Origin of the sequence: Kitasatospora sp. NPDC050543, from assembly GCF_044457565.1 — a bacterium.
Taxonomy (GTDB): Bacteria; Actinomycetota; Actinomycetes; order Streptomycetales; family Streptomycetaceae; genus Kitasatospora.
This window is the reverse complement of sequence record NZ_JBITGZ010000002.1, coordinates 87,990-102,023: the sequence shown is the minus strand read 5'-3', so window position 1 is coordinate 102,023 and position 14,034 is coordinate 87,990. Positions and strand designations below refer to the sequence as shown.

At 70.4% G+C, this 14,034-nt stretch carries 13 protein-coding genes; 2 read left to right on the top strand and 11 right to left on the bottom strand.

Annotated elements, in window-relative coordinates; genetic code table 11:
• Positions 1-63 precede the first annotated feature (63 nt).
• From mreD to ACIBH3_RS02765, 8 genes are all read right to left on the bottom strand, one after another.
• The gene (mreD, locus tag ACIBH3_RS02800; RefSeq protein WP_396310042.1) at positions 64-711 is read right to left on the bottom strand and encodes a rod shape-determining protein MreD; all 648 of its coding nucleotides are present in this window, start codon (positions 709-711) and stop codon (positions 64-66) included.
• Positions 712-714: 3 nt separating this feature from the next.
• Entirely contained in the window at positions 715-1,644 is a 930-nt protein-coding gene (gene mreC / locus ACIBH3_RS02795; RefSeq protein WP_396310041.1) for a rod shape-determining protein MreC, read from the bottom strand.
• A 118-nt stretch (positions 1,645-1,762) separates the two neighbouring features.
• Positions 1,763-2,788 carry a rod shape-determining protein gene (locus ACIBH3_RS02790; protein ID WP_396310345.1) on the bottom strand — a complete coding sequence of 342 codons (1,026 nt, stop codon included), beginning with the start codon at positions 2,786-2,788 and terminating at the stop codon, positions 1,763-1,765.
• A gap of 318 nt (positions 2,789-3,106) precedes the next feature.
• A complete protein-coding gene (gene ndk / locus ACIBH3_RS02785; protein WP_396310040.1) occupies positions 3,107-3,520 on the bottom strand; it encodes a nucleoside-diphosphate kinase in 414 nt (137 codons plus the stop codon).
• A gap of 102 nt (positions 3,521-3,622) precedes the next feature.
• A complete protein-coding gene (locus ACIBH3_RS02780) occupies positions 3,623-3,955 on the bottom strand; it encodes a DUF4233 domain-containing protein (RefSeq protein ID WP_396310039.1) in 333 nt (110 codons plus the stop codon).
• Position 3,956: 1 nt separating this feature from the next.
• Entirely contained in the window at positions 3,957-5,348 is a 1,392-nt protein-coding gene (locus ACIBH3_RS02775; RefSeq protein WP_396310038.1) for a bifunctional folylpolyglutamate synthase/dihydrofolate synthase, read from the bottom strand.
• 87 nt (positions 5,349-5,435) lie between these two features.
• Entirely contained in the window at positions 5,436-5,963 is a 528-nt protein-coding gene (locus tag ACIBH3_RS02770) for a hypothetical protein (RefSeq protein ID WP_396310037.1), read from the bottom strand.
• Positions 5,964-6,417: 454 nt separating this feature from the next.
• Positions 6,418-9,072 (bottom strand): valine--tRNA ligase, encoded by a 2,655-nt coding sequence (locus ACIBH3_RS02765; protein ID WP_396310036.1) that lies wholly within the window; start codon positions 9,070-9,072, stop codon positions 6,418-6,420.
• Between the two features lie 187 nt (positions 9,073-9,259).
• Here ACIBH3_RS02765 and ACIBH3_RS02760 point away from each other — a divergent pair, with 187 nt between their 5' ends.
• Both ACIBH3_RS02760 and ACIBH3_RS02755 read left to right on the top strand, forming a co-directional pair.
• Entirely contained in the window at positions 9,260-10,126 is an 867-nt protein-coding gene (locus ACIBH3_RS02760) for a hypothetical protein (RefSeq protein WP_396310035.1), read from the top strand.
• A 41-nt stretch (positions 10,127-10,167) separates the two neighbouring features.
• On the top strand, positions 10,168-10,932 hold the full coding sequence (locus ACIBH3_RS02755; protein ID WP_396310034.1) for a hypothetical protein: 765 nt from the start codon (positions 10,168-10,170) through the stop codon (positions 10,930-10,932).
• A 99-nt stretch (positions 10,933-11,031) separates the two neighbouring features.
• Here the strand turns inward: ACIBH3_RS02755 and clpX are convergent, their stop codons facing one another.
• From clpX to ACIBH3_RS02740, 3 genes are all read right to left on the bottom strand, one after another.
• Entirely contained in the window at positions 11,032-12,321 is a 1,290-nt protein-coding gene (gene clpX, locus ACIBH3_RS02750) for an ATP-dependent Clp protease ATP-binding subunit ClpX (protein ID WP_063347569.1), read from the bottom strand.
• A gap of 288 nt (positions 12,322-12,609) precedes the next feature.
• Positions 12,610-13,266, bottom strand: coding sequence for an ATP-dependent Clp protease proteolytic subunit (locus tag ACIBH3_RS02745; protein WP_396310033.1), 657 nt, complete (start codon positions 13,264-13,266; stop codon positions 12,610-12,612).
• A gap of 53 nt (positions 13,267-13,319) precedes the next feature.
• The gene (locus ACIBH3_RS02740) at positions 13,320-13,937 is read right to left on the bottom strand and encodes an ATP-dependent Clp protease proteolytic subunit (RefSeq protein ID WP_350530854.1); all 618 of its coding nucleotides are present in this window, start codon (positions 13,935-13,937) and stop codon (positions 13,320-13,322) included.
• Positions 13,938-14,034: the final 97 nt, after the last annotated feature.

Sequence of the window (14,034 nt, the reverse complement as noted above, 5' to 3'; positions counted from 1 at the left end):
GGGCGGTGGCGCGGGCGGTGGCGCGGTCCGTGTCAGGGACGGCGGCGCGGGCGGACACGCCGCTCACGGGCGCTTGGCCAGACCGGAGACGCGCTTCTTCTTGTACGACGGGCCCGCGGAGGCCTCCCGGGTGGTGCGGTACCGGGCCAGGGTGCCCAGCCCCTCACCACTCGCGCTGCCGCCCTCGCCGCCCGCCGCGGCCACCGGGTCGTGCTCGAAGCGGCGGGCGAACAGCATCACGGCGGGCACCACGAACGGGGCCAGCAGCAGGTCGTACATCAGAGCGCTGAACACCAGGCCGGTGAGGCCGACATGGCGGGCGGCGGTGTCGCCGACCAGCGCGCCGACCAGCGCGTACAGCAGCGTGGAGAGGACGGCCGCGCCGCCCACCGTCAGCAGCGCGCCGAACACCGAGCGCTGGCGGCCGTAGTCGGAGCGCAGCAGCCCGGCGGCGTAGCCCATCAGACAGAGCACCAGGGCGTAGCGGCCGATCGCGTGGTCGGAGGGCGGGGCGAGGTCGGCCAGCAGTCCGGCGCCGAAGCCGACCAGGCAGCCGCCGGTCGGGCCGTACACCATGGCCAGGCCGACCACCATGAGCAGCAGGACGTCGGGGGTGGCGCCGGGCAGCTGGAGCCGGCCGAGCACGCTGACCTGGAGGACGAGGCCGATCAGGATCAGGACGAACGAGACGGGGATCCGGGCGAGTCGCATGGGTCAGTTCCCCCCAGTGGGCTTGGCGGGCGGAGCGGCGGGCGCCCCCGCCGGGGCGGAGGCCGGCTGGCCGGGCGCGGGCGGCAGGACGGCGTCACGCGGGTCGGTGCGCGGCGGCACGACCACCACGCCGACCAGGTCGAGCGTGGTGAACTGCACGAACGGCTCGACCATGATCGTCTTGGTGAGCTGGCCGGGGGTCGCCTCGACCTCCACCACCTTGCCGACCGGCACTCCGGGCACGAACGGGCGCCCGCTCTGCGAACCGAAGGTGACCAGCCGGTCCCCCGCCTTCACCTGGGCCTTGCCGTTGAGCAGGGAGACCTTCATCGGGCTGGTGCCCTGCCCGGAGGCGAAGCCGATCTCGCCGCTGCCCTCCAGCCGGGCGCCGGCGGTGAAGCCGGGGTCGGAGGCGAGCAGCACGGTGGAGGTGGTGCGTGCGACCGTGGTGATCCGCCCGACCAGGCCCTGGCCGTTGACCACGGTCATGTCCCGGGTGAGGCCGTCGTCGCTGCCGGCGTCGATGGTGATCGTCCAGGAGAAGCCCTGGGCGGCGCCGATCGCGATCACCTGGGCGGCCTTGACGGTGTAGCCCCCGGCGCCGGCGGTGCGCAGCATGTCGTCGAGCTGCTTGGTGCGCCCGGCGGCGGTGTCGGAGGACGCGAGCTTCTCGCGCAGCTCGGTGTTCTCCCGGGTCAGCTGGTCCGTGCGGCCCCGGTGCGTGACGGCGTCCCGGAAGGAGCGGACGGTGTCGGCGACGGGGTCGACCGCCGAGGCGGCGCCGCGCTCCACCGGGCCGAGGGCCTTCGCCGCCGCCCGCCGGGCGCCGCCGAGCGGGGAGCTCTCGCCGCCCTTGATGTCGACGGTGATCAGCGCGAAGGCGACGGCGACCAGCAGGATGAGCAGCAGCCGGCTCTCTCGTGTGTCCCTCACGGTGCTGGAACTGCCCCTTCGTCCGGTTTCCGGTGCCGGGCCCCCACCGGGCTGTGGGCTGGTGAGGGCCCTTCAGTTGAAATGCTGTCCGAGCGGCGGCGCCGGCGGACCGACGTGCTTAACGGCGGGGCTGGGCGTCGAGTACCTGCTGGAGGGCCTCGAACTCCTCCACGCACTTGCCGGAGCCGAGCGCGACCGAGTCCAGCGGGTTCTCGGCGATGTGGATCGGCATGCCGGTCTCCCGGCGCAGCCGCTCGTCCAGACCGCGCAGCAGCGCGCCGCCGCCGGTCAGCACGATGCCACGGTCCATCACATCGCCCGCGAGCTCGGGCGGGCACTGGTCCAGCGTGGTCTTCACCGCGTCGATGATGGTGTTGACCGGCTCGTCGATGGCCGCGCGGACCTCGGCGGCGGAGATGACCACGGTCTTGGGCAGGCCGCTGACCAGGTCCCGCCCGCGGATCTCGGCGTGCTCGTCCTTCTCGCCCTCCAGCGCGAAGGCCGAGCCGATGCTCATCTTGATCTGCTCGGCGCTGCGCTCACCGAGCAGGAGCGAGTACTCCTTCTTGATGTGCTGGACGATCGCGTTGTCCAGCTCGTCGCCGGCGACCCGGATGGACTGCGCGGTGACGATGCCGCCGAGCGAGATGACCGCGACCTCGGTGGTGCCGCCGCCGATGTCGACCACCATGTTGCCGGTCGCCTCGTGCACGGGCAGGCCCGCACCGATCGCGGCGGCCATCGGCTCCTCGATGATGTGCACCTGGCGGGCGCCGGCCTGCGAGGAGGCCTCGATCACGGCGCGGCGCTCGACCCCGGTGATGCCGGAGGGCACGCAGACCACGACCCGGGGGCGGGCCAGGTACCGGCGGCGGTGGATCTTGAGGATGAAGTAGCGGAGCATCCGCTCGGTGATCTCGAAGTCGGCGATCACGCCGTCCTTGAGCGGGCGGATGGCGACGATGTTGCCGGGCGTGCGGCCGATCATCTTCTTCGCCTCGGACCCGACGGCCAGGATGCCACCGGTGTTGGTGTTCACCGCCACCACTGACGGCTCGTTCAGGACGATCCCCTTGCCCCTGACGTACACCAGCGTGTTGGCAGTGCCGAGGTCGATCGCCATGTCACGGCCGATGAACGACAGGTTGTTGGCCATGGGGTTGGTGTGCCTTCCCGGGCTCGGAGTCAATGGCGGGGAGTGGACCGATCGCGCTCGCCCACGACAGGGCGGACACCAGCTGAGCAGCCGTACGGGGCCCGTGAGTTGTGTCCATCGTAGCCACGCCGGTCAGCTCGGACGTCGACGTGGGGCATACCGACCATTGTCCGGGGTGTGATCGCTTCTCTGAGCATTGGGACGCCGTGTCGGGCGGTTGAGTTCCGTATTTGACGATAAGAATGCCCCGGCCGGGTCAATGGACCCGCCCGGGGATTCCCGCTCAGCACCGGCGTGCTGGTCCACTCACGCGTGCGAGGGGAAGAAGATCTTGATCTCGCGCTCGGCGGAGGCCTCGGAGTCGGAGGCGTGGATCAGGTTCTCGCGGGTGATGGTCGCGAAGTCACCACGGATCGTGCCCGGGCCGGCCTGGAGCGGGTCGGTCGCGCCGGCCAGCGCGCGGATGCCGGGGATGACGTTCTCGCCCTCGACGATCAGCGCGATCGACGGGCCCGAGGTCATGAACTCCAGCAGCGGCTCGTAGAACGGGCGGCCGATGTGCTCCTCGTAGTGCTGCTCCAGCGTCGACCGGTCGAAGGTCCGCAGCTCGACGGCGGCGAGCTGCCAACCGGCCTTGCGCTCGATACGGCTGATGATCTCGCCGGCCAGGCCGCGCTTGACGGCGTCGGGCTTGAGCAGGACGAGAGTGCGCTGGGACACGGTGCGGCTCCTGGGGAATCGGTTCGGCATGGTGTATGCGTCCACCCCGAAGGCTACCTTGCGTGAGCAGCCCGCCTGCGCGTACGGGCTGCTCAGCGACCTCTAGGCCGGCACGGTGCGCGCGGCCTTGATCTCGTCGATCTTGCGGCCGTAGTGCACCGAGCACCACCACAGGCCGGCGAACACCGGGCCGAGAACGAACATCGTCGGCAGGACGAACCCGCTCGCGATCAGACCGATCTGCAACGCCCAGCCGACCGCCACCGCGCCGGGGCGGGTGATCGCGCCGCAGAGCAGGACGCAGAGCAGCATCGCGACCCCGCTGACGGCCCAGATCGTCCCGGTCGGAACGTCCGAGAGCCGCATCGCCACCAGCCCGGCGAAGAGCACCAGCAGCGCCTCGCCGATCAGCGTCGAGGAACAGAGCGTTCGCATGTCACTTCCTTCCCAGCAGCAGGCGCGCCTCGCCCACCGTGATGACCGAGCCGGTGACCAGCACACCGGCACCGCCGAGGTCGCCCTCCTCCTCGGCCAGGGTGACGGCGGCCGCGATGGCGTCGTCCAGCCGGGGCTCGACCTGCACCCGGTCCTCGCCGAAGACCTCCACCGCGATCGCGGCCAGGTCGTCCACCGGCATCGCGCGGTGGGTGGAGTTCTGGGTGATCACGACCTCGGCGAGGATCGGCTCGAAGATCTCCAGCAGGCCCGCGACGTCCTTGTCGCCGCTGGTGCTGATCACGCCGACCAGCCGGGTGAAGCCGAAGGACTCGCCGATCGCGGCGACGCTGGCCTCGGCGCCGTGCGGGTTGTGCGCCGCGTCCAGCAGGACCGTGGGGCTGCGGCGGACCACCTCCAGGCGGCCCGGTGAGGAGACGCCGGAGAACGCCTGGCGCACCTTGTCCGCGTCCAGCTTCCCGCCGCGCGCGCCGCCGACGCCGAAGAACGCCTCCACCGCGGCCAGCGCGAGGGCCGCGTTGTGCGCCTGATGGGCGCCGTGCAGCGGGACGAAGATGTCCTCGTACTCCTCGCCGCCGAGCCCGCGCAGTGTCATCAGCTGGCCGCCGATGGCCACCTCGCGGCGGATCACGCCGAACTCCATGCCCTCGCGGGCCACCGTGGCGTCCACCTCGACGGCGCGCTTGAGGATGCTCTGCGCGGCGTCCAGCGGCTGCTGGGCGACGACGGCCAGCGAACCGGCCTTGATGATCCCGGACTTCTCGACGGCGATCTCGCCGGGCGTCTCGCCGAGCTTGTCGGTGTGGTCCAGCGAGATCGGGGTGATCACCGAGACGGCGGCGTCGATCACGTTCGTGGCGTCCCAGGAGCCGCCCATGCCGACCTCGACCACCGCCACGTCCACCGGCGCGTCGGCGAAGGCCGCGTACGCCATGCCGGTCAGCACCTCGAAGAAGGACATCGGCACCGACTGCTGGGCGTCGACCATCTGCACGTAGGGCTCGATGTCCCGATAGGTCTCGACGAATCGCTCGGCGCTGATCGGGCTGCCGTCCAGCGTGATCCGCTCGGTCACGGACTCCACGTGCGGGCTGGTGTAACGGCCGGTGCGCAGCTCGAAGGTGTTCAGCAGCTGCTCGATCATCCGGGCGGTGGACGTCTTGCCATTGGTCCCGGTGATGTGGATGGACGGGAAGGCCCGCTGGGGCTGTCCGAGGATGTCCATCAGGGCTTCGATCCGGTCGAGCGAGGGCTCCAGCTTGTTCTCCGGCCAGCGCTTGGCCAGCTCCAGCTCGACGTCGCGTAGGGCGCTCGCGGGTTCGTCGCTGCTGGGACGGACGGTGTACGGGTTCTGCTCGGCCTTGTCGCTCACGACCACAGTCTACGGAGCCGGGCGGCCGTCCCTGCGGCCGCGCCCGTGGCACCCGCCGCTGCGCCCGGCGCGGCCGGCCCGCCGCGGCTACGCACCGGCGCGGGCCTCGGGGATGTCCGGGCAGGGGCCGCAGTGCCGCCGGCGCAGCTCGGCCACGATCTCCGCGGCCTCGCCCTCCGGCAGCAGCGGCAGCATCATCGCCACCGCCTGGAGCAGCCCGCCGAGCAGGAAGGTGGTGTCGGGCGTGGCGGCGACCAGGCCGCGCACCACGGCCACCTCGCCGGCCTCGACCGCCTCGACCAGCCGGGCCGCGTCCGCCGTCTGCTCGTCGACAGCCACCACGGTGGTGTCGGTGGGGGCCCGCCTGGCCAGACCTCGCAGGACCCGGTCGGCGACCTGCGGGGCGTACGCCTTGCGGACCGCCTCGGCGGCGATCCACACCAGCAGCGTGGTCACCTCCCGTTCCGCCCGCTCCTCGAACAACCGGTCCAGCGCCTGGTCGAATGCCAGCTGGTTTCCGTGCCGAAAGGCGAGCAGCAGTACCGCCGCCCGGGCTTTGGCCTCCTCGACCGCCTCAGCAGGCAGTTCGTCGGCCAACTCCTTGGTCACCACCACGCCATGCCCTCCCGTCAGTCAGCCGGCTCCGCGGAACTCCTGCCCACCGTACACAGTCGACCTGTGAACTTCGCCGAACCCGCCCGTACAAGACCGGAAGGAAATCGACCGGACTTTGATCGAAGAGCGGCAAGACTTTCGTCACCTTCCCCCGCTGTGCGCGGATTACCCGTGCAACCTCGCGGAGATCTCCCGGACGAGAAGGGTCAATTCCGTCGCAGCTGTGCGACAGCACCGGTCACGGCACGGCAGTGCGGCCGTTGACCATGCCGTGGACACCGGGGAATACCGCCGAATGGGCTATCCGGATCCCGGTGGATATTCCACCGCGACCGTGATTCGGCGGGGATTGCGGGCCGGGCGCAACACGCAGGGCCGCCCCCCTGCTCGGGGGGCGGCCCTGTCGGTACTGCCGCGCCGCGGCTGCCGCGGCGCGCTCGGTCCTGCCGGTGCGTCAGGCCTGCGGCAGGGCCGCGAGCTGAGCGGTGATCCGGACGATGTCGGCCTCGGCGGCCTCCTGCCGGGCGCGGATCTTGGCGACCACGTCGTCCGGCGCCTTGGCCAGGAAGGCCTCGTTGCCGAGCTTGCCGGCCGTCTGGGCCTTCTCCTTCTCCGCGGCCGCGAGGTCCTTGGCGAGACGCTTGCGCTCCGCCGCGACGTCGATGGTGCCGGAGAGGTCCAGCGCGACGGTGGCGCCGGCGACCTGGAGCGAGGCGGTGGCCGAGAAGCCCTCCTCGGAGGCGGTCAGCCGCAGCAGCGAGCGGATCGCGTCCTCGTGCGGGACGAGCACCGTACCGGCCAGGCCGAGCTGCGCCGGAACCTTCTGGCCCGGCTGCAGGCCCTGGTCGGAGCGGAAGCGCCGGACCTCGGTGACGACCTGCTGGAGGGTTGCGATCTCGGCCTCGGCGGCCTCGTCACGGAAGCCGCTGTCGGTCGGCCAGTCGGTGACCACCAGGGACTCGGCACCGGTGAGCGTCGTCCACAGGGTGTCCGTGACGAACGGGACGACCGGGTGGAGCAGCCGCAGCGTCACGTCCAGGACCTCGCCGAGCACCCGGCGCGAGGCGTCGGCCGACGCACCGCCCTTGGCCAGGGTGGTCTTGGAGAGCTCGACGTACCAGTCAAAGACCTCGTCCCAGGCGAAGTGGAAGAGGGTGTCGGCCAGCTTGGCGAACTGGTAGTCGTCATAGAGCGCGTCGACCTCGGCCACGGTCTCGTTCAGGCGCGAGAGGATCCAGCGGTCGGCCGCGGTCAGCTCCTCGGCGGCCGGCAGCTCGCCCTGGACCGTCGCGCCGTTCATCAGCGCGAAGCGGGTGGCGTTCCAGATCTTGTTGCAGAAGTTGCGCGAGCCCTTGACCCAGTCCTCGCCGATCGGCACGTCGGCGCCGGGGTTGGCGCCGCGGGCCAGGGTGAAGCGGACGGCGTCGGCGCCGTACTCGTTCATCCAGTCCAGCGGGTCCACCGCGGTGCCGGAAGACTTGGACATCTTCTTGCCGAACTGGTCGCGGACCAGGCCGGTCAGCGCGATGGTGTGGAACGGCGCCTGACCGTCCATCGCGTACAGGCCGAACATCATCATCCGGGCGACCCAGAAGAAGATGATGTCGTGGCCGGTGAGCAGGACGTCGGTGGCGTAGAACTTCTCCAGGTCCGGCGTCCGCTCGGGCCAGCCGAGGGTCGAGAAGGGCCACAGGGCGCTGGAGAACCAGGTGTCCAGGACGTCCGGGTCCTGGTACCAGCCCTCGCCCGCGGGCGGCTGCTCGTCCGGGCCGACGCACACGACCTGGCCCTCGGGGCCGTACCAGACCGGGATCCGGTGGCCCCACCAGAGCTGGCGCGAGATGCACCAGTCGTGCATGTTGTCGACCCAGCTGAAGTAGCGGCCCTCCAGCTCCTTCGGGTGGATCTGCACCCGGTCGTCGCGCACCGCCGTGCCGGCCTCGGCGGCCAGCGGCCCGACCTTGACCCACCACTGCAGCGACAGGCGCGGCTCGACGATGGTGTGGCAGCGCGAGCAGTGGCCGACCGCGTGCATGTAGGGGCGCTTCTCGGCGACGATGCGCCCCTGCTCCCGCAGCGCGCCGACAACGGCCGAGCGGGCCTCCAGCCGGTCCAGGCCGAGGAACGGGCCGTGCACGGTGATCACACCGCGCTCGTCCATCACGCTCAGGCTGGGCAGGTCGTGCCGCTGGCCGATGGCGAAGTCATTGGGGTCGTGCGCCGGGGTCACCTTGACGGCGCCGGTGCCGAACTCCGGGTCGACGTGCGTGTCGGCGACCACGGGGATGCGACGGTCCGTCAGCGGCAGGGCGACGGTGCGTCCGACCAGGTGCGCGTAGCGCTCGTCGTCCGGGTGGACGGCGATCGCGGTGTCGCCGAGCATCGTCTCGGCCCGGGTGGTGGCGACGACGATGGAGTCCTCGCCCTCGCCGTAACGGATCGAGACCAGCTCACCGGGGCTGTCCTCGTGCTCGACCTCGATGTCGGAGAGCGCGGTGAGGCAGCGCGGGCACCAGTTGATGATGCGCTCGGCGCGGTAGATCAGGCCGTCGTCGAAGAGCTTCTTGAAGATGGTCTGGACGGCCTGAGACAGGCCCTCGTCCATGGTGAAGCGCTCACGGGACCAGTCGACGCCGTCGCCGAGGCGGCGCATCTGGCCCAGGATCCGGCCGCCGTAGTTCTCCTTCCACTCCCAGACCTTCTCGACGAAGGCCTCGCGGCCCAGGTCGTGGCGGGAGAGGCCGGACTCGGCGAGCTGCTGCTCGACCTTGTTCTGGGTGGCGATGCCGGCGTGGTCCATGCCCGGCAGCCAGAGCGTCTCGAAGCCCTGCATCCGCTTGCGGCGGGTGAGCGCGTCCATCAGTGTGTGCTGGAAGGCGTGGCCCAGGTGCAGGGCACCGGTCACGTTCGGCGGGGGGATGACGATCGTGTACGCGGGCTTGTCGCTCTTGGCGTCGGCGGTGAAGTAGCCGCGCTCCACCCAGCGCTCGTACAGCTCGCCCTCTACCTCGGCCGGGGCGTAGGTCGTCGGGAGGGTGGCTGCGTCGTCCCCGGGGGCCGGGTTGGATCCCTGCGGACTCTCGGGGCGCTGGTTCGTCGTGTCGGTCACAACGCACAGTTTACGTAAGAGCGGACACGGGTTACGAACCGCTTTCGGTCCGGCCCCTCCTTCGGTCCAGTCGGGCGTGCCGTCAGCCACGTGCGGTAGCGTTCGCCGACACTCGCACGACTATTCGTGCGAGTGCGGAGGAAATCGGACCACGACAGGCCGCGCGCGCGGCGGGGGAGCACGGAGCATGTACGGCCAGGGTCAGCAGTATCCGCAGGGGCAGCCTCAGCCACCGTACGGGCAACCGCCCCAGTACGGCTACCCACCACAGCAGCCCGCACCGCCGCAGTACGGCGCGCCCCAGCCGCAGTACGGCTACCCGCCCCAGCAACCCGCGCCGGCCCCTCAGTACGGCGCGCCCCAGCCGCAGTACGGCGCCCCGCAGGCCCCCTACGGGGCGCCGGGCGGCTACCCGCAGCCTGCCCCGCCGAAGAAGGGCAAGGGCGGCCTGGTCGTCGGTCTGGTGATCGGCGCCCTGGTGCTGGGCGGCGGCGGGTTCGCGGCCTGGAAGTTCCTCGGCGGCGCCTCCGCCGGAAGCCTGGTCATCTCCACCCCGCAGACCCTGCCGGGCGGCTACACCCAGAAGATGGCCAAGACGGCGCCGGCCGACCCCTCCAAGGCCGCCGAGACCGCCAAGTACGGCAGCAGCCTCTCCGGCGTGGTCGCCAGCTACGCCAGCACCGCCGACCCGAGCGACACCGTGTCCATCCTGGGCCACTTCGGCGAGCTCAAGGACGTCAACCAGGAGATGAACAGCTACCAGAGCGAGTCCGCCGCCAACGGCGCCACCTGGTCGACCCCGATGAAGGACTTCCCGGCGAACGAGGCCAAGGACTCCAGCGGCAAGCTGCGTTGCGGCATCCTGCAGCCGATGTCGATCGCCGGCACGAAGCCGCAGGGCAAGGCGGTCTGCGAGTGGGGCGACAACTCCACCTGGGCCGCGGTCTCGTTCTCCCACATCAGCGCCACCGCCGGCGACAAGCCGCCGATGACCCCGGAGCAGGCCGCCGAGAAGACCCGGGCGATCCGCGACGCGATGGTCACCTCCAAGTAGCGGTCCCGATCCCGCCCACTTTCGTCCGAGAAGAGGACCAGGTGTCCGACCAGAACCCGTTCGGCCCGCCGCCGGCCCAGCCCTACGGCGCCCCGCCTCCCCCGCAGCCGCCCGCCTACGGCGCCGTCCCGCCGCAGGGGCAGCCTGGCTACCCCGCCCCGGGCGCCTACCCCGGGTACCCGGGGTACCCCGGGTACCCGACCCAGCCGCCGAAGAAGTCCCGCAGGACGCTGTGGATCCTGATCGGCTGCTTCCTGGGCCTGCTGGTGCTCATCGGCGGCCTGCTGGCCTACTTCGTCTACGACGTCACGTCCAAGGCCGGCACCAAGAAGATCGCGCTGCCCACCGAGTTCAAGAGCATGGCGCGTGACGACAGCAGCGAGGCCGCCAAGCAGCTCAGCGACGGCATCGTCAAGGAGATCGGCAGCGGCGACGGCTCCTGGAGCCCCACCGGCGTCAGCGCCCTCTACAAGAGCGCCGACGAGAGCCAGGCCGTGATCGTGGTCGGCGCCTACGGCAAGGTGCTCCAGCCGCAGCGCGAGCTGGACGGCTTCTTCAAGGGGATCTCCGAGAGCGACGGCGCCACCGTCTCCGGCCGGCGCAGCGTCGACCCGGGCCCGCTCGGCGGCAAGCTGGACTGCGCCACCGTCTCCAACGGCGAGTCCGAGTTCGGTGTCTGCGCCTGGGCCGACAGCAGCAGCGTCATCGGGGTGGTCGAGGCCAACGAGGACGGCAAGGCGCCCTCGCTGGACAAGGTCGCCACCGACGCCCGGGACCTGCGCCAGGTCGCCGAGGTCCCGAAGTAGGCCCTACGGCCACGGCCACGGGACACAGCTACGGCGAAGGGCCCCGCACACCGTCCGGTGTGCGGGGCCCTTCGCCGTAGCAGCCCTGGCGGGCGGGGCTCAGGCGCTCTTCTCGCGCCGCTCCCGCTTGATCATGTCGCGCGGCACGAGGGTCGGGATCGCGTGCTTGGAGACGACGTCCCCGGTGACCACCACGCGGGCGACGTCCTGACGCGAGGGCACCTCGTACATCACGGACATCAGCACCTCCTCCATGATGGCCCGCAGTCCACGGGCGCCGGTACCGCGCAGGATCGCCTGGTCGGCGATGGCCTCCAGCGCGTCGCGGCTGAACTCCAGCTCCACGCCGTCCAGTTCGAAGAGCTTGCGGTACTGCTTGACCAGCGCGTTCTTCGGCTCGGTGAGGATCTGCAGCAGCGCCTCGCGGTCCAGGTTGTGCACGCTGGTGATCACCGGCAGCCGGCCGATGAACTCGGGGATCATCCCGAACTTCACCAGGTCCTCCGGCATCACCTGGCGGAAGTGGTCGCTGGCGTCCGACTCCCGCTTGGAGCGGATGTTGGCGCCGAACCCGATGCCCTTGGCACCCGCGCGGCCCTCGATGATCCGTTCCAGGCCCGCGAACGCGCCGCCCACGATGAACAGCACGTTGGTGGTGTCGATCTGGATGAACTCCTGGTGCGGGTGCTTGCGCCCGCCCTGCGGGGGCACCGAGGCCGTGGTGCCCTCCAGGATCTTCAGCAGCGCCTGCTGGACGCCCTCGCCCGAGACATCGCGGGTGATCGACGGGTTCTCGCTCTTGCGGGCGACCTTGTCGATCTCGTCGATGTAGATGATCCCGGTCTCGGCCTTCTTGACGTCGTAGTCCGCCGCCTGGATCAGCTTGAGCAGGATGTTCTCGACGTCCTCGCCGACGTAACCGGCCTCGGTCAGCGCCGTGGCGTCCGCGATCGCGAACGGCACGTTCAGCATCCGGGCCAGGGTCTGCGCCAGCAGCGTCTTGCCCGAGCCGGTGGGGCCCAGCAGCAGGATGTTGGACTTCGCCAGCTCGATGGCGTCCTCACGGCCGTTGCCGCCGCTGCGGCCCGCCTCGCCGGCCTGGACGCGCTTGTAGTGGTTGTACACCGCGACCGACAGCGCCTTCTTCGCGAGGTCCTGGCCGACCACGTACTGGTCCAGGAACTCGTAGATCTCGCGCGGCTTCGGGAGCTCCTCGAAGCGCACCTCGGAGGTCTCGGCGAGCTCCTCCTCGATGATCTCGTTGCACAGGTCGATGCACTCGTCACAGATGTACACGCCGGGCCCGGCGATCAGCTTCTTCACCTGCTTCTGCGACTTGCCGCAGAACGAGCACTTGAGCAGGTCGCCACCGTCTCCGATGCGTGCCACGAGGTGCTTCCCCTTCGCCAGGGGCCCCGCGGGGGTTCCGGGGCCTGGTGCTGTGGACCGGTATCGCCGTCGGCGGTCGGTCTCGCTATCCGACGGTACTCTGCCGGGCCGGTGATTCCCTTGTGTTCGGCAGGTCTGCCCTACGCCCTGGGCGAATTGATACCGAACAGATGCCGTCGCCCGGGCATGAGCCCGTACTCAATTGTGCCGGGCCGAGCGGCCCGGCCGGAACGGGCGGGGGCGGGGCGTACGTCACTTTCGCGTACGCCCCGCCCCGAGCCGCCGACGTCAGTCCGTCAGCGAGGTCTTGCGGGTGGAGATGATCTGGTCGATCAGCCCGTACTCCAGGGCCTCCTCGGCCGTCAGGATCTTGTCGCGCTCGATGTCGTCGCGGACCTGCTCGACCGGCTTGTTGGAGTGCTTGGAGAGCATCTCCTCCAGCTGCTCGCGCATCCGGAAGATCTCCCTGGCCTGGATCTCCAGGTCGGACACCTGGCCGCGGCCGGTCTCGGTGTACGGCTGGTGGATCAGGATCCGGGCGTTCGGCAGCGCCATGCGCTTGCCGGGCGTGCCGGCCGCGAGCAGCACGGCCGCCGCCGAGGCCGCCTGGCCCATGCAGACGGTGGTGATGTCGGGCTTGACGTACTGCATGGTGTCGTAGATGGCGGTGAGCGCCGTGAAGGAGCCACCGGGCGAGTTGATGTACATCTGGATCTCGCGGTCCGGGTCCATCGACTCCAGGCAGAGCAGCTGGGCCATGATGTCGTTCGCGGAGACATCGTCCACCTGCGAGCCGAGGAAGATGATGCGCTCCTCGAACAGCTTGGCGTACGGGTCGTACTCGCGGATGCCCTGCGAGGTGCGCTCGACGAAGCGCGGGACGATGTAACGGCCTTCGGCGCGGGCGCCGTAGTACTCGCCGCGGGGCGTCTGGGGCGTGTTCATGGGGTGTTCTGTCCTCCGAAGCGTACGGTCTGGGAGTCTGCTGCCGGCCGCGCTCAGGCGCCGGTGCCGCCGCCGCCGGGGACGTCCGCGGCACTGTGCATGATCGAGTCGATCAGGCCGTACTCCTTGGCCTCCTCCGGCGTGAACCAGCGGTCGCGGTCGGAGTCCGCGGTCACCCGCTCGAAGGACTGGCCGCTGTGCTGGGCGATCAGCTCGGACATCCGCTTCTTGGTGCGCAGCAGCTGCTCGGCCTGGATCCGGATGTCGGTGGCGGAGCCGCCGAGGCCCGCGGAGGGCTGGTGCATCAGGATGTTGGCGTTCGGCAGCGAGAAGCGCTTGCCCTTGGCGCCGGCCGTCAGCAGGAACTGGCCCATCGAGGCGGCCATACCCATCGCGATGGTGACCACGTCGTTCTTGATGTACTGCATGGTGTCGTAGATCGCCATGCCGGCCGTGATCGAGCCGCCCGGGGAGTTGATGTAGAGGTAGATGTCCTTGTCCGGGTCGGCTGCCAGCAGCAGCAGCTGGGCGGTGATCTTGTTGGCGATGTCGTCGTCGACCTGCTGGCCGAGGAAGATGATCCGCTCGTTCAGGAGCCGGTTGTAGACCTGGTCGCCCAGGCCGCCGAGCACGTCACCAGCGGCGGCGTGCGGCGCCATCAGGCCAGGCATCTGCATCTGCGGGAACGTCACTTAGCCACCTGCTCAGTCGATTTGGACGGTCGCTCCACGGCCGTCACTTTGTCGCACAGCTTTGAGATATCACTGC

Coding starts and splice junctions, on each gene's coding strand:
- mreD (WP_396310042.1), bottom strand. CDS start 711: ATGCGACTCGCCCGGATCCCCGTCTCGTTCGTCCTGATCCTGATCGGC.
- ACIBH3_RS02780 (WP_396310039.1), bottom strand. CDS start 3,955: ATGCGAACGCTCTGTTCCTCGACGCTGATCGGCGAGGCGCTGCTGGTG.
- ACIBH3_RS02760 (WP_396310035.1), top strand. CDS start 9,260: ATGTACGGCCAGGGTCAGCAGTATCCGCAGGGGCAGCCTCAGCCACCG.
- ACIBH3_RS02745 (WP_396310033.1), bottom strand. CDS start 13,266: ATGAACACGCCCCAGACGCCCCGCGGCGAGTACTACGGCGCCCGCGCC.
- ACIBH3_RS02740 (WP_350530854.1), bottom strand. CDS start 13,937: ATGCCTGGCCTGATGGCGCCGCACGCCGCCGCTGGTGACGTGCTCGGC.